The 26241-nt window shown below is 71.7% G+C and carries 26 protein-coding genes; 14 read left to right on the top strand and 12 right to left on the bottom strand.

Annotated elements, in window-relative coordinates; translation table 11 throughout:
- Positions 1-57 precede the first annotated feature (57 nt).
- From ACFXPX_RS24540 to ACFXPX_RS24570, 7 genes are all read left to right on the top strand, one after another.
- Positions 58-915 (top strand): hypothetical protein, encoded by an 858-nt coding sequence (locus ACFXPX_RS24540; protein WP_380643288.1) that lies wholly within the window; start codon positions 58-60, stop codon positions 913-915.
- Positions 869-2377, top strand: a complete 1509-nt coding sequence (locus ACFXPX_RS24545) for a B12-binding domain-containing radical SAM protein (RefSeq protein WP_380643290.1) — start codon at positions 869-871, stop codon at positions 2375-2377. The genes ACFXPX_RS24540 and ACFXPX_RS24545 overlap by 47 nt, the downstream gene beginning before the upstream one ends.
- Positions 2374-3015 (top strand): dTMP kinase, encoded by a 642-nt coding sequence (locus tag ACFXPX_RS24550; protein WP_380643292.1) that lies wholly within the window; start codon positions 2374-2376, stop codon positions 3013-3015. Before ACFXPX_RS24545 ends, ACFXPX_RS24550 begins: the two co-directional genes overlap by 4 nt.
- Positions 3008-3466 carry an NUDIX domain-containing protein gene (locus ACFXPX_RS24555; RefSeq protein WP_380643294.1) on the top strand — a complete coding sequence of 153 codons (459 nt, stop codon included), beginning with the start codon at positions 3008-3010 and terminating at the stop codon, positions 3464-3466. Before ACFXPX_RS24550 ends, ACFXPX_RS24555 begins: the two co-directional genes overlap by 8 nt.
- Before the next feature lie 203 nt (positions 3467-3669).
- Positions 3670-4794, top strand: coding sequence for a hypothetical protein (locus ACFXPX_RS24560; protein WP_380643296.1), 1125 nt, complete (start codon positions 3670-3672; stop codon positions 4792-4794).
- 153 nt (positions 4795-4947) lie between these two features.
- A complete protein-coding gene (locus ACFXPX_RS24565; RefSeq protein ID WP_380643298.1) occupies positions 4948-5337 on the top strand; it encodes a hypothetical protein in 390 nt (129 codons plus the stop codon).
- Complete coding sequence (locus ACFXPX_RS24570; protein ID WP_380643300.1) at positions 5337-6992, top strand: hypothetical protein; 1656 nt, start codon at positions 5337-5339, stop codon at positions 6990-6992. Before ACFXPX_RS24565 ends, ACFXPX_RS24570 begins: the two co-directional genes overlap by 1 nt.
- On the opposite strand, the gene ACFXPX_RS24575 is transcribed toward ACFXPX_RS24570, so the two are convergent.
- The 8 genes from ACFXPX_RS24575 to ACFXPX_RS24610 all read right to left on the bottom strand — a co-directional run bounded on the left by ACFXPX_RS24575 (position 6989) and on the right by ACFXPX_RS24610 (position 15274).
- Positions 6989-7540, bottom strand: coding sequence for a DUF4913 domain-containing protein (locus ACFXPX_RS24575; protein ID WP_380643302.1), 552 nt, complete (start codon positions 7538-7540; stop codon positions 6989-6991). The genes ACFXPX_RS24570 and ACFXPX_RS24575 overlap by 4 nt on opposite strands.
- A gap of 40 nt (positions 7541-7580) precedes the next feature.
- Positions 7581-9317 (bottom strand): type IV secretory system conjugative DNA transfer family protein, encoded by a 1737-nt coding sequence (locus ACFXPX_RS24580; protein WP_380643304.1) that lies wholly within the window; start codon positions 9315-9317, stop codon positions 7581-7583.
- Positions 9314-10687, bottom strand: coding sequence for an ATP-binding protein (locus tag ACFXPX_RS24585; RefSeq protein ID WP_380407674.1), 1374 nt, complete (start codon positions 10685-10687; stop codon positions 9314-9316). The genes ACFXPX_RS24580 and ACFXPX_RS24585 overlap by 4 nt, the downstream gene beginning before the upstream one ends.
- Positions 10688-10839: 152 nt before the next feature.
- On the bottom strand, positions 10840-12288 hold the full coding sequence (locus ACFXPX_RS24590; RefSeq protein ID WP_380643306.1) for an SCO6880 family protein: 1449 nt from the start codon (positions 12286-12288) through the stop codon (positions 10840-10842).
- Positions 12285-13730 carry a hypothetical protein gene (locus ACFXPX_RS24595; RefSeq protein WP_380643307.1) on the bottom strand — a complete coding sequence of 482 codons (1446 nt, stop codon included), beginning with the start codon at positions 13728-13730 and terminating at the stop codon, positions 12285-12287. The genes ACFXPX_RS24590 and ACFXPX_RS24595 overlap by 4 nt, the downstream gene beginning before the upstream one ends.
- Positions 13727-14338 carry a hypothetical protein gene (locus ACFXPX_RS24600; RefSeq protein ID WP_380643309.1) on the bottom strand — a complete coding sequence of 204 codons (612 nt, stop codon included), beginning with the start codon at positions 14336-14338 and terminating at the stop codon, positions 13727-13729. The genes ACFXPX_RS24595 and ACFXPX_RS24600 overlap by 4 nt, the downstream gene beginning before the upstream one ends.
- A 183-nt stretch (positions 14339-14521) precedes the next feature.
- Complete coding sequence (locus ACFXPX_RS24605) at positions 14522-14791, bottom strand: hypothetical protein (protein WP_380521738.1); 270 nt, start codon at positions 14789-14791, stop codon at positions 14522-14524.
- A gap of 3 nt (positions 14792-14794) precedes the next feature.
- Positions 14795-15274 carry a hypothetical protein gene (locus tag ACFXPX_RS24610; protein ID WP_380521740.1) on the bottom strand — a complete coding sequence of 160 codons (480 nt, stop codon included), beginning with the start codon at positions 15272-15274 and terminating at the stop codon, positions 14795-14797.
- A 160-nt stretch (positions 15275-15434) separates the two neighbouring features.
- Between ACFXPX_RS24610 and ACFXPX_RS24615 the strand changes: the two genes are divergently transcribed.
- Positions 15435-16460 carry an NlpC/P60 family protein gene (locus ACFXPX_RS24615; RefSeq protein ID WP_380643311.1) on the top strand — a complete coding sequence of 342 codons (1026 nt, stop codon included), beginning with the start codon at positions 15435-15437 and terminating at the stop codon, positions 16458-16460.
- A gap of 136 nt (positions 16461-16596) precedes the next feature.
- Here the strand turns inward: ACFXPX_RS24615 and ACFXPX_RS24620 are convergent, their stop codons facing one another.
- On the bottom strand, positions 16597-17568 hold the full coding sequence (locus tag ACFXPX_RS24620) for a GlxA family transcriptional regulator (protein WP_380643313.1): 972 nt from the start codon (positions 17566-17568) through the stop codon (positions 16597-16599).
- Between the two features lie 172 nt (positions 17569-17740).
- Between ACFXPX_RS24620 and ACFXPX_RS24625 the strand changes: the two genes are divergently transcribed.
- Positions 17741-19126 carry a heme-binding protein gene (locus ACFXPX_RS24625; protein WP_380521746.1) on the top strand — a complete coding sequence of 462 codons (1386 nt, stop codon included), beginning with the start codon at positions 17741-17743 and terminating at the stop codon, positions 19124-19126.
- A 109-nt stretch (positions 19127-19235) separates the two neighbouring features.
- On the opposite strand, the gene ACFXPX_RS24630 is transcribed toward ACFXPX_RS24625, so the two are convergent.
- From ACFXPX_RS24630 to ACFXPX_RS24640, 3 genes are all read right to left on the bottom strand, one after another.
- The gene (locus ACFXPX_RS24630; protein WP_380643315.1) at positions 19236-20372 is read right to left on the bottom strand and encodes a hypothetical protein; all 1137 of its coding nucleotides are present in this window, start codon (positions 20370-20372) and stop codon (positions 19236-19238) included.
- 16 nt (positions 20373-20388) lie between these two features.
- Entirely contained in the window at positions 20389-22017 is a 1629-nt protein-coding gene (locus tag ACFXPX_RS24635; protein WP_380521749.1) for a relaxase/mobilization nuclease domain-containing protein, read from the bottom strand.
- A gap of 92 nt (positions 22018-22109) precedes the next feature.
- Positions 22110-22490, bottom strand: coding sequence for a hypothetical protein (locus ACFXPX_RS24640; RefSeq protein WP_380521750.1), 381 nt, complete (start codon positions 22488-22490; stop codon positions 22110-22112).
- A gap of 208 nt (positions 22491-22698) precedes the next feature.
- Here ACFXPX_RS24640 and ACFXPX_RS24645 point away from each other — a divergent pair, with 208 nt between their 5' ends.
- The 5 genes from ACFXPX_RS24645 (at position 22699) to ACFXPX_RS24665 (ending at position 26154) form a co-directional block, all read left to right on the top strand.
- Positions 22699-23028, top strand: coding sequence for a hypothetical protein (locus ACFXPX_RS24645; protein WP_380521752.1), 330 nt, complete (start codon positions 22699-22701; stop codon positions 23026-23028).
- Between the two features lie 167 nt (positions 23029-23195).
- Positions 23196-23570, top strand: coding sequence for a hypothetical protein (locus ACFXPX_RS24650; protein WP_380521754.1), 375 nt, complete (start codon positions 23196-23198; stop codon positions 23568-23570).
- Between the two features lie 262 nt (positions 23571-23832).
- The gene (locus ACFXPX_RS24655; RefSeq protein WP_380521756.1) at positions 23833-24486 is read left to right on the top strand and encodes an SDR family oxidoreductase; all 654 of its coding nucleotides are present in this window, start codon (positions 23833-23835) and stop codon (positions 24484-24486) included.
- 271 nt (positions 24487-24757) lie between these two features.
- Entirely contained in the window at positions 24758-25918 is a 1161-nt protein-coding gene (locus ACFXPX_RS24660; protein WP_380643317.1) for an anion permease, read from the top strand.
- Positions 25915-26154 (top strand): hypothetical protein, encoded by a 240-nt coding sequence (locus ACFXPX_RS24665; RefSeq protein ID WP_380521760.1) that lies wholly within the window; start codon positions 25915-25917, stop codon positions 26152-26154. Before ACFXPX_RS24660 ends, ACFXPX_RS24665 begins: the two co-directional genes overlap by 4 nt.
- Positions 26155-26241: the final 87 nt, after the last annotated feature.

The following is a 26241-nucleotide window of genomic DNA, read 5'->3' on the forward strand; positions in this document are numbered from 1 at the left end:
CTTCCCGGCTTGGCAAGCTGGGGCACCACCAACGCCACCCGAGGCAAGGAGCCACCCGTGCACGCCGTCCTGACGACCGATCACCCCGCCTGGCAGCGCAACGCCACCACCGGCCACTGGTACCGGCCCCTGCGCACCGCCGGCGGCTGGTGGCTGGCCACGCTCACCCCGGCAGGCCTCGGCCTGGCCCGCGCGGGCGGTGCGGAGGACCACGAGCCCGCCGTCGTGACCACCGACCCGGGCGACCTGCCCGACGCCGTGCCGACCGCCCTGCGCACCGGCGTGCACGCCCTCGGGCCGAGCGTGCGCGTGGCCAACCCCTGGCTGTGGGACGCGATCACCACCGCGATCCTGCGCCAGGTCGTCCGCGCCGACCAGGCCCGCAAGCTCTACCGCACCTGGTGCGCCGTCCACGGCACCGAGCTGCCCGCCCACGGCTACACCCACCACACGGCACCCGGGCCCGACGCGGTGCTCACCCTCACCAACGAGCAGTTCGCCGCCGTCGGCACGACCTTCCACCGCACCGCGCTGCGCGCGGCCGCCACCGCCTACCTCGAACACCGCTCCCGCTGGGAGCAGTTGGACGCCGCAGCCCTGGTCGCCGCACTCGTGAACGTGCCGAGGATCGGCCCCTGGACGGCAGCCGCGGCCGCCGCGGACTTCACCGGCGACTTCTCGGTCTACCCGCACGCCGATCTCGCGGTCCGCACCTGGGCCGCCCGCATCGCCCCCGACCACCCCTGGCCCGCCGCCGACAAGCCGAAGAAGACCGAGGCCCTGTTCGGCGCGCACTGGCACCACCTGGCCGGCCACGACCCGCGCCACCTCCACACCCTGACCCTGTCGACACTCACCTGGGGGGCCCATGCCCGCACCGACCAGCTCGAAGGATCGGACCGGCACCACCCGTGACCCGGTCGCCGGTGCCGACCCGCACCGGATCCTCGACTGCCTGTTCGTCAACGCCCCGCTGCGCGACTACGACCTGCGCCCGCGCGTCAACGACTACACCCTGCCCGTCCTCGGCATGGGCTACCTCGCCACCCACGCCGCCCAGCACGGCTTCAACGTCGGCATCCTGGACGCCGAGGCCCACGGACTCGGCGTCCAGGACACCACCGACCTCATCAACGAACTGAGGCCGCGCTGGGTGGGCTTCAACCTCCTCGCCCCGACCTACGACCTCACGGCGAGGATCGCGGCCGGGCTCGACCCGGTGATCTCCCTGATGGCCGGCGGCCACCACGCCAAGGCCGACCCGCAACGTGTGCTCGCCGATCCGCGGTTCGCGCGGCTGGATGCCCTGCTGGTCGGCGAGGGCGAGACCCGGGTCACCGCGCTCCTCGGCGACGTCCACCGCCGCCGGGAGCTGCCGAAGGTGATGTGGCGCGACCGCCTCCTCGGCACCACCGCCACCGGCATCCCACGGAACGGTGACACCGCCCGCTGGCTCGCCCCCGACATCAACTCGCTCCTCCTCGACCGCCGCTACCTCACCCAGGACCCGTTCCAGGCCGACGACGGTCGCTGGGAGGCCAACCTCGTCTGCTCGCGCGGCTGCCCCTACGAGTGCGGCTTCTGCGGCGCGGCCGCTTCCATGAACCCCGAGGTCAGCATCCGTACCCGTACCCCCGAGAACATCATCGCCGAGATGCACCAGCTCCACGACCTGTACGGCTGCACCGCGTTCAGGGCCGTCGACGACCTGTTCCTCGGCGCGCGCCGCATCATCCACCCCGCCCTGGAGGCCTTCGCCGCCGAACGCATCGGTGAGAAGTACGTCTGGGACGCCACCGGGCGGATCAACGTCCTCGACCGCGAGGACGACACCGTCCTGGAACAGCTGCGCGCCAACGGACTGCGCGAGGTCGCGCTCGGCATCGAGTCCGGCTCCCCGCGGATCCTGCGGGCGATGGACAAGCGGATCACGCCCGAGATGACCCTCGACATCACCCGTCGACTCCTGGAACGCGGCGTCGGCGTCAAGGGCTACTTCATCCTCGGCTACCCCGGCGAGACCCGGGACGACGCGCTCGCCACCCTCGCCCACATCCGCGAACTCTGGGCCCTCTCGGACCGCTCGGAGGGCACCTTCCGGGCCTCCGCCTTCACCTTCCGTCCCTACCCCGGCAGCCCCGTCTTCCAGCGCCTCGTCCAGCAGGGCCACGACCCCGAGGCCCTGCAGACCTACCAGGACATCGACCTCACCGACCACGGCGCCGACGAGGCGATGCGCGGCCGTGACGAGTTCAACTTCGGCACCGGCCAGCAGTTCGGCGACGTCCCCCTCGCCCAGCTCCACGGCTGGCTCGCCGGCATCTCCCGCGAACAGCACCACCGCACCACCAGCACCCGTCAGGAGGTCGGGACGTGAGCGGCCTGCTGATCAGCGTCGACGGGCCCAGCGGACTGGGCAAGTCCACCGCCGTCGCCGCCACCGCCCGCGCTCTCGCCGCGTCCGGACACACCGTCCGCACCGCCACCGGCCCCTCGACCACCCCCTACGGCACCGCAGTACGCCAGGCCGCCGCGACGATGCGCGGCCGCGCCCTCGCCCTGGCCGTCGCCGCCGACCGCCTCCACCAACTCGACACCGACATCCGCCCCCACCGCGCCGCCGGCACCACCGTACTGATGGACCGCTGGATGGCCTCCACCCTCGTCCTCCAGCGTGCCGACGGCGTCGACGTCGACTTCCTCCTCACCATCAACCAGGGCGCCGACGTCCCCGACCTCGCGGTCATCCTCACCGCCGACCCGGACACCGTGCAGCGCCGCCTGGCCGTCAGAGGCACCCGGCACCGCTTCGAGCTCGACTCCGCCGCCACCGCCCGCGAACTCCGGCTCTACACCGAGGCCGTCCCGATCCTGAACCGCCTCGGCTACCGGCTCCACACCATCGACACCACCCACCTCACCGCCGAGCAGACCGCACAGGCCATCCTGGGAGCAGTCCCGGACCGATCGATCAACACCAAAACTCCGCAGGGAAGTGAGAGAGAGCATGAGTAGCAGCACAACCACCCCGCCGCCGGTGGTCGACGTCCACGTGATCGCCCGCACCCCCGACGGCAAGATCCTGCTGTCCCAACGAGGCGGCCCCTACGGCTACGGCCAGTGGCACGCCCCCAGCGGCAAGCTCGACCCCGGCGAGAAGCCGGCCCACGGCGCCGCCCGCGAACTCGACGAGGAGACCGGCCTCCTGGTCGACCCGGACCACCTCCGCCTCGCCTACACCGTCCTGCACCACCAGGACCCCACCACGCTGCGCCTCGGCCTGTTCTTCGTCGCCACCGAGTGGGAGGGCGAGCCCGTCAACCGCGAACCCGAGAAGTGCCTCGACCTGCGCTTCTTCGCCGAGGACGCCCTGCCCGAGGAACTGATCCCCTACCCGGCCGCCGGTATCCACGGAGCCCTCACCGACCCAGGCGGCCTGGCGCACCACAACTGGCCCTCCGCATAGGGGCGGGGGAGGCCTGGCGCACCCGGGCCTCCCCCGGAATACCACGATATGACGTGGTGCCGGACAGGGGGCGCACTGGTCGACGACTGCGATCGGCGGGACGCGTCGATCGCGGGGCACCGGATCACGCCGTGCTAGACCAGGGGTGGTAGTCGCTGCTGCGAGTGCATCGGCGCGTGCCTGGAGCGTGAGGGAGGCGGCGAATGCGCTCACCACGGCCGGCGGAACAGGAGGACATCATCCTCGGCGTTCCTCCGACGAGTGATCAGAGGACCTGGGACCGGCTCGCTGAGGAGGATGCCGCAGCGGCCGGTCTCGCAGGCAACTGGCTGGCGGGTGTTAGGGCTGATGGCGGGGCCACAGTGCAACAAGAAGCCTCGACGGCCAACTTTGCCCCACAGCCGGACGAGTTGCCGCTGTGGGACCAGTACAGCATCAGTTCCTCGGAGCCGGTCAAGGTGGCGGACCAGGCCGGGCTACCTGACCTCAAGGCGCAGCTCCGAGAGGTGGTCGAAGCCTGGACGGAGATCGTGCCCGAGGGCAGCCGTTCGGCCGACGATCTGAGGGCGGCCCTGGAAGCCGATGTCGAGGCACTTCAAGTCCGATGGCGGCACATCACCACGACTCCGGCCGCACCCGAAGCGGCGGTGGCGACGGGCGTAACGGGCTCCTCCACCGCTGGGCGTAGCGCCGAGGCCGTCAACGCGGCACTCCGCGCTGCCGATCGAAGCCATCCGGCCCTTCAAGGTCTGCGGGAATGGCGAGAGATCCGAATCGTGCGGGAAGCGGTCGCTCGACTGTGGCGGAACATCACGACGAAGGCAGGCGAGTGGGCCCACCGGCTCCTCGCCGACCACCGTGTTTCCGAGTTCCTGCGCAACGCATCGATCCACGCCTGCGAGCGAATCGCCCAACTGGCCCATCAGGGAGCGGACCTGCTGCGCCGGAGGCAGGGGGCACTGCCCACCGCCGCGACCCTGCTCGTCCTCGGCGAGACGGCGAGTGCCTACAGCACCTCTGCGCGGAGTCGGACCAGCCTTCCCACGGCCGTGGCACTGCTCTCCTCGGGCACCGCTCTGCAGTCCGCTCCCCGGAGCAGGCCGTCCTCCGGCACCGTCGACGTTCCCGACCTTCGCAGGATGGGTGAGGCGTTGGAGCGCCCGAGCCCGATGACTGTGCAGGGTCGGCGCGTCTCGGCGGACGCGGCGAAGGCCAGGTCGGGCCGTCAGGCCCAACGGCGGTCGGCTGCCGGCGTCGGGGAGCAGCCCGCACACCTGCGACCCGATGGAGTGGCCGTCCAGCAGGGGCGTCGTCCGAAGCAGAGGTGAGTCAAGTCAAAGGTGCGCCCGCTGTGTTCACCCGATCCGGTGAGTTTCACCACCCGACAGCCCGCGTCGATCCACAGGGCAGGGTGACCGCGTCCATCGAGCCGCCGCCCGTGGTTGCCTGACGTCGCACAGCGACCCGAGGAGGACCGAACTATGAACCCGAACTCCGCTACGGCGGAAGGCGTCGAGCTGGCAGCCGCTGCCGTTCTGAGGAACACCGCCGTTGCCGCGCACGCGCTCGCCGACCTGGCCGTGCGTGACGACCGCTACGACCAACTGGCCGCCCTGGCCGCGGCCTCCTACGCCACCGAAGCAACGATCTACCTACCGTTGCCCGACGGCGTCCCCGGCGACCTCGGCCGAGCGGCGGACCACGACCTGGTCGGTCGGCTCACCGCCCTTGCCGACGCCCTGGACTCGCTCGCCCGAACCTCGGACGACGTCCAGCAGCTGCGGGACCGCCACACGGCCGCCCTCCACACCCGCGACGCGGCCACAGCGCTGCGCAACGCCCTGCCGGTCGACCAGGGGCCCGTCGGCTGATGGACGTCACCTGGGGCGACTTCATCACGCTCGCGGCATCCAGGCTCGAGTACGCCCTGGCGGCGCTCACCCTCGCCGACGCCGAGAGCCGCAGCACCCCGGGCCAGCACGCCGCCCGCAGCGGCGCGCTGGCGGACGTCTTCCAACTGCTCCACCGCAACACCGATCGCTTCGGCCCGCACGCCCCCGACCCGCTCGGTATCGCGGAGGGCGACGTCTCCCGACTGCACAGCAACATGGACATCCTCGGGCGCTTGCTGCGGGACGAGTCCTTCTACGCCTGGTCCGAGCCCGACCCCGCGGCCTCGCACCTGACCGACGCCGTACGTTTCCTCCGACTCGCGGGTGACCTGCTCGCCAGCCATCACGGTCCGGACGGCGAAGCCCGCAGCCCGTACGCCGCCTACCTGGACAGCGGTGGGGTTGCGCGGCACGTCGTCGCGGAGACCGCCGAACTCGCCAGTGTTGCTGGGCGGGTGGCGGTACGGATCGGCCAGCTGTGCCCGCCCGATCGTCGGGTGGTCCGCAGCCACACCGTGGCCTACCGGCTCAGGGAACGCGCGGTGCTGATCGAGCAGGCGACCATCGGCATCCACCGCCAGCTCAGCTCGCCCCGCCCGTCCGTGCCGGCTCCCGGCCTTCTCCACCTTCCGGCTGCCGCGACCGTCCCGCCGTCCCCGGTCCGGCCGGGAGAACCGCAGGGGGAAGCGCTCCGGGCCGCCGGTGCGGGTCTGGAGTGGCTCGCCGCCCACGCGGCGCAGCAGGCGTCACGGAACCTACCGGACGCCACCGCCGCCGAGCTGTCGATCGCCTCCGACCACTCCGCAGTCGCGCACCTGCTCACCGCCCGTCTGATCGCTCACACCCGAGATCTGCTGAGCGCCGATCCCGTGGCCCGCGGTCTCCTCGACACGGCCGGAGGCGCCCTGCGCACAGCGGCTCAGGCCTGGCAACAGGCCGCGGCCGGCTGGAAGTCCGGCCTCGGGAGCGCACCGGCGACGGTGAACCCTCGCTTCGTACGGGAGGCCGAGTTCGCCGTGGTCCGGCTCGGCCGCACTCTCTTCTCCTCCGGCTGGACCCCGCGTGACGGCGGTCGGCGCACCCCCAGGGCCGCGGACGAGATCATCCGGGCCCCGGCCGACACGTCGCACCTGCTGGCCGTCGTCCACGCTGTTCCCGCTGCGGGCCAGGTCCTTGCCGAGCACGTCCCCCGCATCGCGGAGGCGCTGGTCCGGCGCGGAGCCCTGCTGAGCTCCGACCCCGCCCACAACCCGAGAGGCAGCGCGCCCTCGGACCAGATCAAGGAGGGCTGGACCAGGTGGTACCCGGCGTCGCCCGAGCAGATCCGCGAGGTCACCGAGGCGTACAACCGCGCCCGCCAGGCGTCCGCGGCCGCGCAGACCGCGACCGCCCGTGCGGCCGAGGCGGTCGGCCACCCGCTCGGACGGGCCGTTCTCGACGCCGATCGCCGGAACACGCTCGGCTTCACCGGCGACCCCTCCTACGACACCCGGCGTGTGCAGGCCGCCGCGGCGCGCGCCCGCAGCACGAGGGTGCCGGCGCGACCGTTGGAGCCGGCTCGGATGCCCGCGAACCGGGCGGCCGAGCTGGCGCGGGAGGTGGCCAGCGTGCAAGCGCACCGGAGGACCCGTTAGCCGTCGGGTCGGTTGTCGTCCTGAGTTGTGCACCAGGCGCTCGGTACGGTTCCGGGTAGCCGGTGCTCGATCCGGTGCTCGCCCTTGGTACAGCCCGAGAACGGGCCACCTGGTCCGCGCAGCGCCGCCATGCAGGGGCGGTAGTGGTCGCGGTACCAGGTGCTCGGACCGGTGTAACCGCAGACGGCGGGGTCGGTGAGTTCCTGCCAGGCCAGCCACAGCGCGTGCAGGGCGCCCACCGCGTCCCAGTGTTCGGTCCAGAGATGGCACCAGCGGGCCTCGGCCGAGGGCTCGCCGAGGCAGCCGGGGACCAGGACTCCCTCCACCCACTCGGCGAGCAGGCGCAGCTCCGCGTAGAGTTCCTCGCCTTCGAGGAGGAAGATGAACGGCGGGTAGCGCGGGTCGTTGTGCTCTTCCGGTGCTGTTTCTGGTTCCGCGCTGCCGGTGGCGATTCGGCCCGTTGCCTCCGCCGCGCTGCGAGCGACGGCTTCCACCTTGACGCGCATCGCGGCCAGTTCCGCCTTGAGGTCCTCGACATCCTCGGACATCGAGACCATGGTGGGGGTGTGCGCGCCCGAACTCGGGTGTTCAGCCACGGCGTTGTGCCTTCCGCTCCTCCCAGGCGAGATTGGCTCTCTTGGCGATGGCAGCCTCCTCGGTCTTCATGGCGGGGCCGAGGTGTGCCATGGCCTGCTCCTCGTACCAGGGCCGCAGGGCGATCTGGGCGACGGGCATCCCGGTGGCCAGCAGCAGGGCGGTGCCGCGCTTCATGGCGCGGATCTGGGCGGGTTCGAGGATCTGCTCGCGCTGTTCGCTGATCGAGGTGGAACCGCCGTCGCGGCTCCTGGTGTAGGAGCCGCGCGTCACTTCGTGGTTGCCGACCAGGGTGGCGATGTCGTTGACGAACCGGGGGTCGTCGAGGCCCACCCCGATGATCTTCTTCGTGCTGGCTCCCCAGAGGGCGTTCATGCCGGCCTCACCCCAGGCCCGCACGCCCTGGGCGTAGCTCTGGAAGATGCTGAGCGCGGTGATGCCGCGCGAGCCGAGGTGGCTGTAGAGGTCCGGAAGGTCGGCGATGGGACAGATGTTGGCGACCTCGTCGAGGACCGCGCGCATCGGCTCGGGCAGACGTCCGCCGTGGCGTTCGCCGGCCTCGGACGCCGTGGTGAACACGGCGTCGGTCAGGGCGGCGACGATGGCGGCGGCGGCCCCGGACTTCTTGCTGAGCAGGTACAGGGAGTCCCGGCTGAGCGCGAACTCCTCGGGTCGGAACCGCGGACGGTTCCGGTCCGGGAGCATCCAGGCGAGCACCTTCTCGTCGCGCAGCGCCGAGACCGCGGTACGGGCGTTCTGGTAGATGCCGGACTGCGTCTCCTCGGCGATGTTGATGGAACTGTCGACCTGCTCGGCCAGGACCTCCTCGTACCGGTAGAGGATCCGCAGGGGTGCCCGCTCCTTGGGGTCGGCCAGCCAACGGAGCACGTCCCGCACGGTGGCGCCGTCCCACCAGGCGGCGCGGAACATGCCGACCAGCAGGTCGCTGGCTCCCTGGGCCCAGAACGGGTCGGCGGTGTCGCTCTTGACCTGGGCGATGAAGTGCGAGGCGAGGCGCTCGGCGCGGTCGAGGGTCTCGGCCTCGGCGATGATGTCCCACCACCAGGCGCGTTCGACCTGGGCGATGCCCTGGGTGTCGAAGGTCCAGGCGTTGCCCGCCCGTCGGCGGGCGGCGAGCGTGGCGGCATAGACGTCGGGTTTGTTGCTGGTCACCAACAAGGAGGCCGGCGCCCCTTCGGCGACGGGGATCGCCAGCGTGCTCGACTTGCCCGCGCGAGGGGCCATCAGGGCGAGGTAGGTGTCCTCGTCGGAACCCCGCAGTTCGACGCCGGTGGGGAGGTGGTCCCCGAGGAGCACGCCGCGATCGCGCGGGGCGACGTCGCGTGCTCTGACGTCCCGGAGGGAGGCGCGCAGCCGGGTGGCGGTACGGGCGGCCCGCCTGGGGGCGAGATCGCGCACCTGGTGCAGGGTGGCGAGGTGGGAGGCGTTGTGGAACCAGCGCAGGGCGGCCCACAGACCCCAGACGACCCCGGCGACGACGGCCAGGTCGAAGAACGCGGCGCCGATCCCGCTGGCCGTCGCGGAGTGCGGCCAGACGGAGTGCCAGTCGCGCGTCATCTCGAAGACCGTGTACGGGCTGAGCGGAGGGGCGTCGGCCTCTGCGAGAACAGCCCCGACCGCGGCTCCCGCCCAGGTGGACGCGGACAACACCATCGAGCCGCCGACGAGGACTCCGCCTGCGAGCCACATCCGGTCGTTCTCCGTCATCATGGGCGGGCACTCCCAGGCTCGTTCTCCACCGAATCGGTGTGGTACAGCCGGCGCTCGGTCGCGGTGAGCTCCATGGCGGCGGCGATGCCGGGCCGCGTGCCCAACTTGATCAGGTACTTTCCGCGGCCCGGGTGGATCTGGTCGGAGGTGTCGAGACCGCTGCTGGTGGCCGAGGCCCAGGACTCGATCATCATGCGTTCCTGTTCGGTGAGGGCCCGTCGCCCCGAGACCCGGCCGAGTTCCTCGCCGGTGGAGCCGCCGATCACCCAGGTGTCGCACCTGTCCATCAGCCCTCGTGCCTTCGCCCGGTCCTCCTCGGTCGGGAGGGACTCGGAGTCGAGGGTCGAGTGCGTCGCGTAGATGCTGACGTCCTCCGTGGTCCGGTTCAGGCGGCTGATGGCGTCCATCGCGTCGACCAGGCCGGGGCCCGCGCGCAGCGCCCGCCACATCTCGTCCATGGGGAGGACGAGTTTGCGGCGCAGCAGACCGAGACTTCGCGCGCTGTCGATGGAGGAGTAGGCGTAGGCCCAGCTGGCGATCATCCCGGCGGAGACGACGTCGTTGCCCCGGGCCCTGAGGGCACTGATGTCGACGGAGACGGCCGGTGCGTTCAGATCGATCGGCGACGTGGTGGGTCCGTCGAACATCCCCTTGAGCGGACCACCGACCAGGTTGTCCAGGCCGGCCACGATCGAGCGGGTCAGATCGAGGTACGTGTCGCCCTCGGCGGCGAGCTTGGCCCGTAGCACCTCCGGGGCCTGCCGGAGGACGGCGGTGACGTCCGGAACCACTGGATCGGCGCCCGGGACGGCGTCCGCGGCGAGTTGGACGGCGGTGGTCAGCGCCGAACGCTCGATCTCGTTCGCCTGGCGGCCGAGCCCCACCCGGGTTGCCAGCAGAGCCCCAAGGGTTTCCAGACGGCGGCCGGTGAGGACGTCGAGCAGGGCTTCGCGTTCGGCAGCGGGCAGACCGGGCAAGCGGTGCTTGAGCGGCCCGGAGTCCAAGGGGTTGATCCGTTCGGTACCGGTGCCGATCCGCAGGACACTGCCGCCGAGTTCGCGGACCAGTACGGCGTACTCGCCCTTGACGTCGGCCGGAACGCACATCATGTGGCCGTACGCGACGTACACCAGGCAGATCCGTTTGATCAGGGCGGACTTGCCGACACCGGGCTGCGCCATCACCCAGACACCCGGGTTGGTGGTGAGCCTGCCGGTCCAGCCGGACGGGTCGATGCACACCAGCTCGCCGGTGAGGACGTCGCGGCCGACCGGGACTCCCCGTGCCGGCAGGCCCGCGCCCAGCAGGAACGGGTCGATCAGCGCGATCTGACTGGTGGGGCCGGTGTAGACGGCACCGGTGTCCTCCACCGCGACGCGGCCTGCGAACGGGCCGCCCCAGCCAAGCCGCGGCGCGTGGATCCGGCGTAGGGGTCCCAGGAACCGCGCCCGGCCCGTGGGAGTCTCTTCGTGGGCCCACCGAGGAGTGCGGAGCTGCGCCTTGTCCGGCATCGAGAACTCCTCTACTTCACCAGGGGGTTGTAACCGATGGGCAGTCCGGCTGCGAAGACGGCGGCCTGAGCACCGAACGCCGGTCGCATGCGGATCCCCCGGGTGCCGGCGACCGCGAGCTTGAGTTCCTGTTGGGCAGCGGGAAGCTCGGAGGGCTTGTCGGCGGTGACGGTGACCCACAGGGTCCAGTCGACGACCTGGGCCCCGCCGGCGACCTGACGGGCGGCCTGCTCGGCACGCTGGTAGTCCGCCTTCTGACTCCACCTGGCGCGGCCCTTCACTTCGGCGGTGGCCTGCGCCCGGTGCTCGGCGGCGGAGATCTCCCGCTCCAACAGTGCCTCGCCCTCGTGCGGATCCAGGACCCGGTAGCCCAGGGTGATCCGTCGGCGGAAGCGGCCCGGGGCCAGCAGCGGCAGCAGAGTGCTGTAGGGAATCGGGCGGCGGGGCATCTCCTGGAGCACCCAGCTGGCGGACACCGCGCCGTCGTGTGCATAGGACTCCACCCAGTCGTCGGCCGCGATCGGACCGCAATCGCCCCACTGCAGTTCGTCGAACTGCTCGTCCCGGGCGAGGGCCACGCCGGGGTCGTACGCGGAGCGGACGATCCGGCGCAGGTCGGTCGGGGTGGTCCGGCGGACGATGTCGGTGCCGGTCCCGCTCAGGTCCAGGGTGTCGACCACCCGAAGCGTCTCGCCGACCTGTTCGGCGAGGTCGGTCGGGGGGTTGGCGGTGGCACACGGATCGACGGTGACGCTGAGCCAGGAGGCGACCTGGGCGGTGGCACGCGGAGTGGTGCGCACCAGCTCGTCGATGACGTCCAGCGCCAGGCGGGGGGCGTCGGGTCGCCGTCGGTGCTGGACGTCGTCGGCCAGGGCCTCGCCGGCTCCGGGGGTGATCTGGATGGTGACCGAGGCGCCCTTGATCTGCTCGGCCGTCGACATGGTGTTGAGGACTTCGCCCCACGTTCGCAGCCCGGAGCGGACGGCACTGGTGGGGGCCATGAGGCTTCCCCTGGGCGCGAGCAGGGTTGAGACCGTCATCCGACCCGTGGTGCGGTCGTGGACGACGCCGACCTTGCGGCCGCTGGTCGGGTCGTGGGCGGCGATCAGTGACGAGCTCGCCCCTACCCCGGGCAGGTCGAGCACGTAGGGCTGGGGGAGGAGGACACGCCGGTAGGAGGTGGTCCCCGTGCGGTATCCGCGCTGCCACGCCAACTTGGCCCGGTAGTAAGCCAGCGCGGACATCCCGTGCCGGCGGACGGCGGCCAGGCCGACGACCGCCCCGGTCAGCGGAAGGGTGACGAGCAGGCTGGCCGGGTGGCGGACGCCGATGAGACCGTCTGCGGTCAGGACCGCTGCCGCACCGATCGTCGCTTCCTTCGACAGGTTCCCCATCCCGAAGGAGCGACGGGTGCGCAGGCCGCTCACCATCAGCCCGTCGGGTACCTCGTGGGCACTCACAGCTGTCCTTCCGATCCGTTCCCGATCTCACCCGCGCCGCGCTGTACAGCACTGTTCAGTCCGTCCAGGACCTGGATGGCGAGCGCTGCGCCACCCGCTGCGGCTGCGCCTGTCGCAACGCCTGAGCCGCACGAACCCGGCACGCCTTCGGCACCGGGCATGCCGTCAGGGCTCCCGGCTGGTGCGGGAATCCGGGCAGCCCCGTTGCGGGCCGCCTGGGCGAGCGCGTCGCCGCCGGTCGACGACTGCTCCTCGGCCCCCGCGCTCGTGGACATCGACCGCTCGACACGGCGGGCATGTTCGACCGCACTGGTCGCCCCGTCCCCGCCTTCGGCGGCCGGGCCTGCGGAGTCGGCGCCCTCGCTGCGCCCCCTACGGGCGGCATAACCCGCCGCAGCCGACATGGCGGCGACCGCTCCGCCCGAGCCCATGGCAGTGCCGACTTCGTCGGCGACCGGTCCGAAGATCCGCACCAACGCGGCCGGAGCGAGTGCCCCGAGCAGCAGCGTGGTCAGCCCGCGCAGCCATTCGACCACCGAGTCGGCATGGCCGAACTCGGCGAAGCCGGTGCAGATGATGACCGCGACCATCGGCTTGTACACGATGCCGATGAGGATCGACCTGATCAGCAGCGGAGCCCACTTGCGGGTGGTCTCGCCTCCCACCCGGCCGGCTCCGGCGATCGGCAGGAGCAGGCACTGGATCGGAATCGCCGAGTTCCGAAGGAAGATCAGCACGAGCTGGACGAAGCCGACCGGCACCAGGACCAGCAGGCCGCAGATCACGATGAAGGGGTTGACCACATGGGGAACCAGGACGTCGACGATGTGGCCGGTGGCGGTCCCCGTGTCGCCGAAGGTGCTGTCGACCAGCCCGTCGGTCAGCGTGTCCCCAGCCCTGAGCAGCAGTGCGACGCCCGCGACACCGCCCACGCACAACAGGCAGTTCTGCAGCCACCCGCTCAGGGCCTGCCCGAGGTGACGCATCTGCCCGGTGACGGCCATCCGCCCGATCTGCCACATCAGGCCGACCGCTGAGATGATCAGCCCGAGCCACACCAGCATGCCGGCCAAGGTCGCGTGCTCACCGAACAGCCCGGTGTCCTCCAGCCGCAGCGACGGCCCCTGGAGGGCGACCGTCAGTGTGAACTTCACCAGGGCCTTGACGAAGGCGATCCCGGCTTTGAGCAGTTCCCCGATGGTGGAGTTCCAGACGTCGGTCCACTCGGCCTCGATCGTCCGATCGACGGTCTCACCGATGTGCTCGCAGTGGTGGCCGTTGGTGAGGTAGTCGTAGGCGCCGACCACCCCGTACTCACAACCCGCCTGGGCGAGCGAACCGATGATTCCGGGCTTGTCGTCAGCGATCGCGGGCGGGGCGAGTGCGACGAGGCCGCACAGGGTGACGACAGCCAGCAGCACGGCGACCAGACGGTTCCTCACGAGGCCTGCCTGATCGCGGTCCAACCCTGCGCGTTGAAGGCGGGGTGGCCGGGGGCCGCGATCTCCGGCACCGAGTCCGGAGCCGGGGACGTACCGCCGGTGGGGTCGAGCTTCCAGTCTCCGTCCCGCCACACCACCCCGATGGTGCCCACCGCGTACGACACGGCCTCGGGCCTGGTCTCACCGGCCTTCTGGGCGGTGCGCAGCAGCAAGTGGGCGGTGACGGAGTCGGGTTGGGCCTGGACGAGCTTGAAGCCGACCAGGTGGGTTCGAACCCAGGCGCCGGCCGGCAACGGGCCCGATTCCGGCAGGCCCATCGTGGAGCGGGCGCGTGCGTCCGCCTTCGCTGCGCCCTGACGGATCCGCTGCTCCCTGGTCGGGGTCCGATCGGAGGCGGCCGTGTAGGTCCTGTAGAAGGTGAGCTGCTCGTCCACCAGGGTCGTGGAGCCCTCGACGTCGAAGCCGGAGGAGGCGACCAGCATGCCGATCGCGCCGTCGGTGCTGTGGGGGAAGCCGACCTCCCGACTGCCGACGGTACGGGTGCCCCGGGGCGCGGCGAGCCATCGCTGCGGTTCGGTCCACGTGGTCGGCAGGCTGTACGTCGACACCGGTAGCGGGGGCGCTGCGACCGTGGTGGCCGGGGGTTCGCTGGGCTGAGCCTTCGACGGCTGAGCATCGCCACCGGACAGGGCCGTGTAACCGGTCAGGCCGACGACGATGGCGAGCAGCGCCCCCGCGCTCCACAGGGCAGAACGTGAGAGGACTCCGTCCCTCCTTCGGGTCCGCACTGGTCAGCCCACGATGCCGTTGAGGATGCTGATCAGCGAGCCGGACAACAGGATCGCTGCGACTCCGGCCCCCATCCACTTGAACGGTTCGCTGCCGCCGCCGTGGCGGCTCTTCTCGGCCGTGGCGAGCTTGAACACACCGAACCCGGTGGCGAAGACGCCGGCGAGGACGAGGAGCCACAAGCCGTAGCCGAACAGGGTCGAGACCATGCCGTCCATGCCGGGGATCTTGGTCGGCTTGGCGGCAGGGATCAGGTCTTCCGCAACGAACATCTGTCACTTCCCTTCGAGCTGGGCGCGCAGCCGGGCAGCCGCGCGCGCCACGACGGCATCGGCCAGGGCGTCCTCCGCTCGCTCGACCGAGCGGAGTACCGGCAGGTACGGCAGGTAGGTGGTTCCGGCGAGGCGTCCGCCGAGCGCGCGGAGACGGTAGCGGGCGGCCGGCGCGGGACGGGCAGGAGCGTCGGCGACCACGACCAGCCAGGGCCTCGGCACCGCGCCCGTCGGCCAGCCCTGGACGATCACCTCGACCGAGGCGATGCCGTAGACGGTGCTCGGGGCGACGAGGACGGGCTGGACGCCGTACGGCACCGCTTCCCCCGGCCCGAGGCCACAGGCTCGTGTGCCCCGGCCGCCCTCGTCGTCGAGCATCCGGAGCACGACGGCGGAGGCGATGTCGTATCCGTGGACCGGCAGTACTCCGTACAGCGGGACGACGCGCGTGCGCTGAACGGGTACCACCGGATCGGCTGTCATGTCGCAACCTTCCCTGGCTGCTTGCGTTGGCAGATCGAACTCCTTCGGCCACAGAGGGTAGCGTAGTCATTCGACTGCATGGCGTAACGGAATCGGCCGTTCGGAAGGCACGCGCAGCCGCCCGTTCGGACCCATCCGTGCACGACTCAAGGGGATTCCGGTGAAGAATGTGCTGCTCGGATTCGGTGGGCTGCTCGTCCTCTTCCTCGGCGTGATCGGTGCGGCGCTTGCCCTGGTGGCGACGGCGGGGGCTGCCGAAGCGGATCGTGTGGCGGTGGACGGCGTGCCCGAGGCGTATCGCCCCTGGGTGTTCCGGGCCGCCCGCCAGTGCCACGATCCGGGGCTGACCCCGGCCCTGCTCGCGGCCCAGTTGTTCGAGGAGAGCGGCTTCCGGGCCGACGCCCGCAGTCCGGTCGGCGCCGAGGGTCCGGCGCAGTTCATGCCGGGTACCTGGGCGACCTGGGGGCGCGACGACGACCAGAGCGGTTCCGCGTCGCCGTACGACATCGGGGACGCGGTGATGGCACAGGGCCGCCTGATGTGCAGCTTGCTCGTGCAAGCGCGGGCATCGGGCATCGCCGACGACCCCCGGCGCCTGGCGCTCGCCGGCTACAACGCGGGCTGGGCTGCGGTCCAGGGCAGCCGTGGTGTTCCGCCCTACGGCGAGACGCAACGCTATGTAGCCGAAATCATGGGGAACTTGGGCCGCTTCGGCGGAGCCGGCCTGCTGTCGGAGATCTCCGGCAGTGGTGTCGGCCCGGCCGCCGCGAGGAAGGCCGCCTCCCAGCTCGGTGTTCCCTACAGCTACGGTGGCGGCAGCCCCGTCGGCCCGAGCCACGGCCACTGCGACGGCGAGGACGGCTTCCGCGGCGGCCAGTGCCTGGCCGACTCCACGCTCGGCTGGGACTGCTCAGCGCTGGTCCAGTACGCCTACTGGCCTGCCCGCCAGCTCCCCCGCACCGCCGCCGAGCAGTACGCCGCCACGGCCGACCACCCCGTCGCCCAGGCCGAACTCCGAACCGGCGACCTGCTCTTCTGGCGCCACGGCAACGGTCACGTCTACCACGTGGCCCTCTACCTCGGCGACGGGGTGATGATCTCCGCGCCGAAGACCGGGGACGTCGTCAAGAGGGCTCCCGTCACCGACATGCCCGCCTCCGACTTCGCGGGTGCCACCAGGCCGTAGAGGGTGTACGACGATTTCCCGCTGGCCGACGTACGCAGCTCCCTGGGGGTGGGAGGCTTTGGTCGAGAGCCGACGGATTCCCGCTGCCCGAGGATGAGCGCAGGGAAGAGACTGCTCCGTACAGCTTGGAAAGCGGTCAATGGCTCCTTGCAGCGGTGGAGTTGAAGGTCTCGCGGTAGGTGCGTGGCGGCACCCCGACGTGTGCCTTGAACAGGGTGCGGAAGTTGGCCGGGGTGCCCAGGCCACAGCGTCGGGCGATGGCTTCGACCGTCAGGTCGGTGGATTCCAGGAGGTCCCGGGCGAGGCCGAGTCTTGCGTCGAGCAGCCAACTCATGGGCGGTCGGCCGGTGTCGGTGTGGAAGCGGCGGATGAGTGTGCGGCGGGACATGCCGGCCTGGCGCGCCAACTGGTCGACGGTGAGCGGTTGGTGGAGGTGGCACAGGGCCCACTCGTACACCGGCATTGTGGTGCCGGAGGGGTCCGCGGTCACCGGCAGGTCGGCGAACTGGGCCTGACCGCCGGTGCGGTGCGGGGCGGTTACCAGGAGGCGGGCCCGCTGGTTCGCCAGACGGGCGCCGTGGTCGCGGCGGATGAGGTGCAGGGACAGGTCGAGGCCCGCGGCGACGCCGCCCGAGGTCAGCACCTGGCCTTCGTCGATGTACAGCGCGTGCGGCTGCACCGTCACCTGCGGGTACTGGCCGGCGAGTGCCGCGGCGTAGCGCCAGTGCGTGGTGGCCCGGCGGCCGTCGAGCAGGCCGGCGGCGGCCAGGGCGAACGCCCCCGAGCAGATGGACACCATCCGGCTGCCGCGGGCCGCCGCCTGTGCGAGGGCGGCGGTGACCGCGGCGGAGGGCGGGTCGGGCTCCAGGTACCCCGGGACGATCACGGTGTCCGCGGTCTCAAGGGCGTCCAGCCCGTCGATGACGGACAGCGCCGGGCCGCCGTGCATCGGCACCAGGCCCGGCCGTTCCGTGCACACCGTCATCGAGTACGGCCCGTCCGGCCAGCTTCCGAAGACCTGCAACGGGATGCCGATGTCGAGGGCGAGGACGTTCTCGAGCGCCACCACGACCACGTGGTGCTTGCCGTCGGAGGTGTGGGCTCCCATGGCACGATCCTATCCCTGGATGGCACTCGTGCCACTGACTGCCTCGCTCCGTCTGCGCCTACGGTCGGTTCATGACCACGGGAAACGCTCTCCTGCCGTCACCACCGGGTGCGGTGGTTGTGCACGGCCTCGACGGGGACGCCTCCGCGGTGAGCCGACAGGGGTGAGCACCATGAGGATCAAGCTGGATGGGGCCCAGGCCGCGATCGAAAGAGCCCGCGCCCACGCCGTGGCGATCGGCGTCCCGATGAACATCGCCGTCGTCGACGGCGGCGGACACCTGGTCGCGTTCGCCCGAATGGACGGGGCGATCCTCGGTTCGATCGAGATCGCGCTGGCCAAGGCGAAGACGTCGGTGCTGTTCGACGCCCCGAGCGAGAAGCTGTGGGAGTTCTGCGGGCCCGGCGGCCCGGCGCCCGCGACCGAGCACACCAACGGCGGGCTGATCCCCTACGCGGGCGGCCTGCCCCTGTACGACGGCGACGCCACCCTGATCGGAAAGAGAGCTGCCGTGACCACCGACGCACCCCTGCCCGTCTTCGAACGGCTCGGCCTCCCGGACACGGACCTGTCCCGGGACGCCTACGCCTGTGCGCAGCGGGCCACACCCGACTTCGTCCTCTTCCACAGCGTCCGCAGCTACGTCTTCGCCCGCGCCCACGCCCGGCAGCAGGGCCTGCGCGCAGGAACCGACTACGACGACGAACTGCTGTTCCTCAGCTGCGTCTTGCACGACATCGGGCTGAGCGAGGAGGGCAACGGCGACCAGCGCTTCGAGGTCGACGGTGCCGACACCGCGGCGGCGTTCCTCCGCGAACGCGGCGTCGAGGAACGGCGCATCGCCATCGCCTGGGACGCCATCGCCCTGCACACCTCGGAGGGCATCGCCGGGCGCAAGGGCCCAGAGGTGCGGCTGGCGCAGGAGGGCATCGGCACCGACATCCTCGGAGTCCGACGCGAGAGCCTTCCGGCCGGCCTCGCCGACGAGGTGCACGCCGTGCTCCCGCGCATGGACCTGGCCTACGCGCTGAGCGACGCGATCGTCGCCCAGGCCACCGCCAAGCCGCAGAAGGCGACTCCGCTGACCTTCCCGGGAGCAGTGCTGCGCCACCATCTGCCGTACGGCGCTCAGCCCACCTGGTACGACCTGATCGCCATGGCGGGTTGGGGCGACCGTCCCGTCGGCGCCGTCGCCCGGCGCCGTGCCCGGACGCCCGAGCAAGTCGGGGCCATGTTCACGGAGTACCTGGCGGCGGGTGACATCGAGGGCCTGCTCTCGCTGTACGAGCCGCACGCCCACTTCGTCCCCACCCCCGGAACCCACCTGGTGGGCACCGAGGCCATCCGGAAGGCCCTGCGACAACTGATCGACAGCGGCGCCCGACTCGAGCTCGAACTGCGCGAGATCCGGCAGGTGGACGGCATCGCCCTGGTGTCGAACACCGCCACGCTCACGGGCGCCGGCCCCGAACCGGTGATCTCCACGACCACGGAGATCCTCCGGCGCCAGCCGGACGGCGGCTGGGTCCACATCGTGGACGACCCGTTCTTCACCTGACCGCCTACGCCCCGCACCAGCCGCCCGCCGGTGGTCCAGGCCTCCTGACCGTCGGGCAGAGAAGCGCGTCGACCGGAACGGCTTCCAGCTGGGCATGCAGGGCCTGGGCTCACCTGGACCGTCCGGTACCAGGGCGAGGGACGGGAGCGCCGTGCGGAGCGGTGCCGGGGCCGGTGAGTGCTGTGCCACGCGTTCGTGAGGGAGGAGGTCCGGCGGCCGCTGACGAGGCCCTTGCCGCGCTGGTCACGACTGGGCCCGACGCGAGGTCGTCGTGCGTCGGGCGGTGCAAGGCCGCGACGGTGGCGTGGATCAGGCGGGCAGTGAGCTGGGAGACGGGGCCAGCCTCCCAGCCGCGGTCGCGCATCAGCCGGACGAGGTGGTCCGGGACGGACCGGCCGTCGTCCTGCATACGTGCCATCCGGGCGGCCAGCAGGGGCCACTGACGGGAGCCCACCAGCAGCCCCGCCGCGCGTTCACGGCCGGGCATCGCCTCGTGGACCCAGCGGACGAAGCGGCCGTTCTCCGCCTGGCTCACCCCCAGCTGCGCCAGCGCCCTACGGCGATTTCCGAGGTCGAGGTCCTTCGGCAGGTCCAGGCCCACCGTCAGCGGACCGTAGGAGAGCACGGCGTCCCGGCTCGGAGCAGCGCCCGATCGCTGAGGGGCGTTGAGCGTCCGGCCGACCGCACGGTCGACTCCCAGCCCCTCGGCGTAGGCCGCGGCCAGGACCCGTCGGACGTCGATGCCGTGGTCGTGGAGTTCCTGCATGGTCGCGGCGATCTCCGGCCAGATGGGGGAGGAGAGGACGGCCTCGCGCACCGGGCCCGCCGGAACGGTCGCACGCAGCACCCGCGCCCACTCCTGCGTCCGCCCCGCTGCGACCCGCGCCGAGTCGGCGGCGACCGCGTCCCGGACCGCGACGGCGATGTCCCCGACCTGCGGGAGGAAGTGATCGAGGTCGACACCGGCCTGCCGCAACGCGACCAACTGCTGTGCCATGGCGGGCCAGTCCGGACCGGACATCAGGGCCCACGCGACGTCCGGGACGAGCCTGGCCTTCACGTCCCCGGCCGCCTCGGGGAGGGCCTGGTCCACCGGCGGCAGCTGGCGTTCCCCGCCCGTCCTTCGCTGCGCCGCACGGCGGACCGCGTCCGCGACGGCGAGCACCAGCCGTACCGCCATCGTGGATGCCTGCACCGCTTCGCCGACGGCCTCGGCGAAGGGCTCGCCCGGGTAGGGCATGGTCATCGGGGTCTCCTGTCTGTCAGCGGCTCCGGGTGGGGCCGTCGGCTCCACGGCCGGGGGAGTGTCCTGCTCCGACGGTCGAACCTGGGATCGCCCGCGGAGGGTGCGCTGGTGCGGCGCCGGCCTGCGGAGCAGCAGCTGCTGGTCCTGCGTCCAACGGAACGCTGTGAGCGGCGGCCCAGCCGTCCAGCCTCCAGACGAGGACCTGGGCGACGGACTCGGCTGACCTGAGCTCACGTCGGGCGGCCACCGCGGCGAGGACCGAGACGGGGCTGACGCCGTGCCGCCCCAACGCGGACAGCCGCTCGCGCAGGGCGGGCCAGGCTGGGTCCAGGAGTACGGCCGACGCATGAGCGGGAACGGCCCGAGCCACGACCTCGGCCAGTGGCGACGGTCCCGTCCCACTCGTACGCGGCCGGGTTCCCGCACCGACCGACGATGCCCCGGTGACGAGTTCCACCGCCTCCCGTAGCGGCCGGCCCGTTCGGGCCGCGGCTTCGGCCTGGAGGCGGTAGCCCTGCTCCTCGTGCCACAGCTGCGCCGCCTTGACGGCTGTGGCCAGGGCGAGGAGGAAGCCCAGGAAGGCGACGGTGTCGTTACGGCCTGACGACCCTGCAGCGGACACGAGGATCCGGACCGAGGAACGCAGCAGCAGCCGCGCCTCCCCGTCGAGGTCGCGGTGGCCCGGTGCCCGTGCAGCCCGTTCGAACTCGGCTGCGGAAGCGCGCAGAGCCGGCCCGGTGGGGGACGGCGCGTTCTCGGCCACCACGACGAGGAGGTCGCCGAGAGCGGCGACGTCACCGGCACCCTGCCGTGGCCCGTCGGCGCCGAGTCGCCCGGAGACCACGTCGAGGTTGAGCTCGAGCGTCTGCCAGAGCATGTCGGGCGGGATTTCGGGCGCCGGGATCGGGACCTGCCAGCGTTCCCGGACACGGGGGAGCGACAGGTCGTAGGCCAGGCTCGAGCCCGCGAACCACACCGCGCGATCGCCCCGGTCCCGGTCGCCCGGGAGCGCGACCGCGTAGCCGGTGAACGCGTTGTCCTGCGCGCCGACGCGCTGGGTCACCCGCACTCCGGAAGAGCGGAGGCGTGCGAAGAAGTCGTCCTCGCCCGCGGCGGAGGCCGCTGCCGTACGGACGGTTCGTTCGAGTTGGTCGCGTGCGCTCTCCGGCAGGTGGCGGCGGGAGGCTTTTCGCGTCTCGCCCGTCGTGGGCCAGCGTTTCGCGGTTCGGTCCCCCGACGTCAGCGGACGTAGGTTCCATCGGGTCTCGAGCTGTCGGGCGAGCCGCTGCATCCGGACGATGTCCTGCCGCAGATTCGGTTGGATCCCGTCCTGCCGGGCCTTCGTCGCGACGATGTGGATGTGGTCGTCCGCGTGGCGGACCGCGACCCAGCGGCAACCCCACGGGTCACCGTGCGGGGCGATGCCGGCGGCGTTCATCATCGTCGCCGCGGCCTCGGCCCACTGCCCGTCCGTCAGGAGCGGATCCTCGGGAGCCGTGCGCACGGCGACGTGGTAGACGTGCTCGGCGGGGACGTTGCCCGGGAGGGCGTGCACCGGGGCGTCCAGCAGAAGTCCCAGGTCCCCCACCGTCGTGTTCGCCGACCGCGCGGGGTCGGGCACCCACGGTGCCCACGCGGCGACCATCCGAGGGTCCTCGTGCTCGTCCCGCTTTCCGGGACCGTAGAGGTAGAACAGAAGCCCCGCGGTGTCGTTCCCACCCTTCGCCCTTTTCGGAATCACCAGCGCGACGCTCGCTCCCGCATCACCTGGAGCGTCGCGCGATCTACCCGACGAACGGCCTCCTCGACGAGGTGCACGATCGGCTGGACACCGCCGTCTCCGCTCGGCCCGATCGACGCGCAGAGCCGCACCAACTCACCACGCGACCGGATCAGCTCGGCCAGCACATCCCGGGCGTCCGCCGACACCGGCACGAGCTGATCCTTGGCGACTGCCAGCGCCTTGCGGGCCGCCCACGCGGACACGGCCATGCCGTCGCGGTTCGCGGCCTCCCGCACGATGGTCAGCTCGACATCGTCGTAGGCGAGATTCACCCGGTTCGACCGGGGTGACCGGGTCTGCCGCTCCCGGCGCCGTCCACCCTGCGTGGCACTCACCCTCGCTGCTCCTCGGCTCTGTGAGGACGTTTTTCTCACGGATCCGGAGCGACCCCGTCCCTCGCCGGACTCCCGCTTCGCCACTCTGGTTCGTTGTCGAATTACCTGCTCGTAGATACGCCGGGGTGATGGTCGCGAATCACCGATACGGGTGACACCTGCGAGCGGGTTCGAGACCGTCGGGGACGGCGGTTCTACGATCCCCGGCATGACGAGAGATGACGAATTCCTTCGGCGGATGCGTGAGATCCAGGAGGGGCGCGAGAAGGCGATCGTGCCGCTCGCCGGCCTCATGGCGCAGCGCAAGCGCTTGCGCGACCAGCTGGCCGAGACCGAGGTGCCGTACGGCCAGGCGTTCGCGGCCGCGGAGGCTGCGGGCTGGAGTGCGGAGGAGCTTTCGCGGCTGGGCGCGGAGGCGCCCGTGCGCCGCCCGAAGGGGAGGCCTCGGAAAAGCGGTGCAGGTATCAAGACCGCCATCCCGGGACCGTTGTCCGGCAGCGCGGACGACGCGGCCACGACGGACGTTCCTGCCAGCTGAGGCTGTACCCGCCTGGCAGGCGGGTGCAGCGAGTTAGTGTTCGTTGTTCCATTGGCGGAGAGCCGATCGGATCGGGGCTTACTGATGGTTTCGGGGCGAGTTGAACTGTGCTCCTGTTGCGTCGCCGTTCGCCAGGTCAGTAGCGGAACCGTGGCTCAGAGCCGTCGATGCGCAAGATGCAGTTCCTGGCCCAAGAGGAGAACGTGGACCAGCCCTGGCCAACGGGCTTCCGGTTCGCCGACCGGACCCGGGCCCGTCACGCCGAGGTGCACACCCTGCTTGCCGCGGGCCACGGCAGACGCGCCGTCCAACGGCAGCTCGGCATGACCTACCGCATGGTCAAGGCCCTGGCCGACGCCGCGAACCCGGAGGAGTTCTTCCAGGGTCAGTGGCAGAACCGCCCATCCGTCCTCGACGACTACAAGCCCTACCTCGACGACCGCTGGAACGATGGCTGCACCAATTCCTGGAAGCTCTGGGAGGAGATCGTCCCGCTCGGCTGCAAGGGCAGCTACCAGCGCGTCAGTGCCTGTCTGCGGTAGAAGCGGACCTCGCCACGGCCGGTGCCGCCCAGCCGCCGTCGCCCCGTACCGTCGCCGGCTGGATCCTCCGGCAGCCCACGGCGCTCTCCGAGTCCGAGCAGCTCCAGCTCAAGACGGTCCTGGCCGGCTGCCCCGAGCTGGACGCCCTGACCCGGCACGCCCGCACCTTCGCCGTCATGCTGACGGAACGCCAGGGCGAACGGCTCCTGGAATGGCTCGCCGCGGTCCGCCAGGACGACCTGCCCAGCCTCTACACCCTCGCGTGTCCGAGACAGCAACCGGCGGCGTGGGCGCCGCCGACGACAGGCCCGGTTCGGGAGCACCGCGGGTGGCCCTGGTCACCGGCGCGGGGCGCGGCCTCGGCGCGGCGATCGCCACCCGACTGCACGCGATCGGGCTGCGGGTCGCCTTGCTCGACCGCGACGGAGACGCCGTGGCCGAAGTCGCCCGAGGGCTCGACCCCGGGCTGGGCAGCGCGCTGGCGCTGACCGTCGACGTGGACGACACCGCGGCGGTGGAAGCGGCGCTGGGGGAGGTCGCGGGAAGGTGGCACGCGCCCGACATCCTGGTCAACAACGCCGCCCGCACTGTGCCGGGATCGGTCTGGGACATCGCACTGGACGAGTGGGACGCCGTCATGACGACCAACCTCCGCAGCGTCCTCGTGCTGACCCGGCTCTGCGCGGCGCCGATGCGGGAACGCGGCTGGGGTCGCGTCATCAACCTGTCCTCCCTGGCGGGCCAGCAGGGCGGGACGCTCGCCGGCGCGCACTACTCCGCGGCCAAGGCCGGCGTCCTGGCGCTCACCAAGGTCTTCGCCCGGGAGCTGGCCCCGTACGGGGTCACCGTCAACGTAGACGCCGGGTACGTCACCGGCGCCACCTTCGACATCAACGGCGGGACACACATGCGCTGATGACCTGAGGGGCGTGGCTGGGTATTGGGGTGGAACACCCCCGTGGCAGACCGGGACGGCCACCGGACGGCGAGCCGGTCGGTGGCCTCCCGGGGCGAGACGGCAACGGGGGAGGGCTCACCGGCTCCGATCCGGGAGCAGGGCCCGTACGGCAGGTGAGGCGGTATGGCCGTGCGATGTTGGCCCGACCGGATGGCGGCTGTTCGCCGTTCGGCGTGCCGGGTCGTCGGCGGACCGGGCGGGTCCCGGTGCGCGGGTTAGGTTCGGGCCCGTGACCGGCAACGACGCGGTCCTGGCGCTGATGGTGGTCACGGCGCTGGGCTTCGACTTCACCAACGGCTTCCACGACACCGGCAACGCGACGGCGACCTCGATCGTCACCGGCGCGCTCCCGCCGCGCGTCGCGGTCGCGGTGTCGGCGGTGCTGAACCTGGTCGGCGCGTTCCTGTCGACCGCTGTGGCGGCGACCATCGCCAACGGCCTGGTCGCCAGCGGGCAGGTGACCCTGACCGTGGTGTGCGCCGGTCTGACCGGCAGCATCCTGTGGAACCTGGCCACCTGGTTCCTCGGGATCCCCTCCAGTTCCTCGCACGCGCTGATCGGCGGGGTGGTCGGGGCGACGGTGGCGGCGGCCGGGGTCTCGGCGGTCAAATGGCAGGGGCTGGTCTCCAAGGTGGTCGTGCCCGCCGCGCTGTCGCCGTTCATCGCCGGCGGGGTGGCCGTGGCCGGCACCCTTCTGGTCTACCGCCTCACCCGCGGCGTGCCCGAGGGCCCGCGCGGGCGCGGGTTCCGGCTGGGCCAGATCGGCTCGGCCTCGATGGTCTCGCTCGCCCACGGCACCAACGACGCGCAGAAGACCATGGGCGCCATCACCCTGGCCCTGATCGCCAACGGCACCCTGCCGACCGGAGCGCGGGCACCGGACTGGGTGGTCGTCTCCTGCGCGGTGGCGATCGCCCTGGGCACCTACGTCGGCGGTTGGCGGGTGATCCGCGCGCTGGGCAAGGGGCTGGTGGAGATCGAACCGCCGCAGGGGATGGCCGCCGAGTCGGCCTCGGCCGCCGTGATCCTCTGCTCCACCGACTTCGGCTACTCGCTGTCCACCACGCACGTGGCCACCGGGTCGATCCTGGGCTCGGGGATCGGCCGGAGGGGCGCGGCGGTTCGTTGGCAGCTGGCCCACCGGATGGCCACGGCCTGGCTGCTCACCCTCCCGGCCGCCGCAGCGGCCGGCGCGGTGGCCTACTGGGTCGCGAACGGGATCGGCGGAACGGCCGGGGTGGTGGTGATCCTCGTCGTGCTGGTACTGGCGTCGACCGCCTTCTTCGCCGCCTCCCGCTACCCGCCGGTGACGCCGGAGAACGTCAATGCCGCATGGACCGGTTCGGTGGCCCCGGAGCCGGTCAAGGCCAAGGACGAGGTGGGCCCGTGAACTCCTGGGTCAACCTGGACGCGCTGTGGCGGATCGTCGTGGTGGGGCTGCTCACCGGCGCCGGCCTGCCCGCGCTGTTCGCCCTCGGCCTGCGCCTGCTCAATCCGACCGGTGCTGAGGGTTCGGCCGACCGGCCCACCGCCGGGCCGGTCGGCTACGCCCTGGCCGGACTGGTCTTCGCGGTGGTGCTTGCGGCGATCGGCTGGGGCATCTCCGTCATCGTCAACCACCGCTGACAGTGAGGATGTTCATGAGCGGTTCCCGGGCAGGTCTGACTCAACCTCTGACTGACCTCGGGTCCTCAACCGGATCTGTCGGCCTCG

This window comes from Kitasatospora sp. NPDC059146 (assembly GCF_042786665.1).
Taxonomy (GTDB): domain Bacteria; phylum Actinomycetota; class Actinomycetes; order Streptomycetales; family Streptomycetaceae; genus Kitasatospora.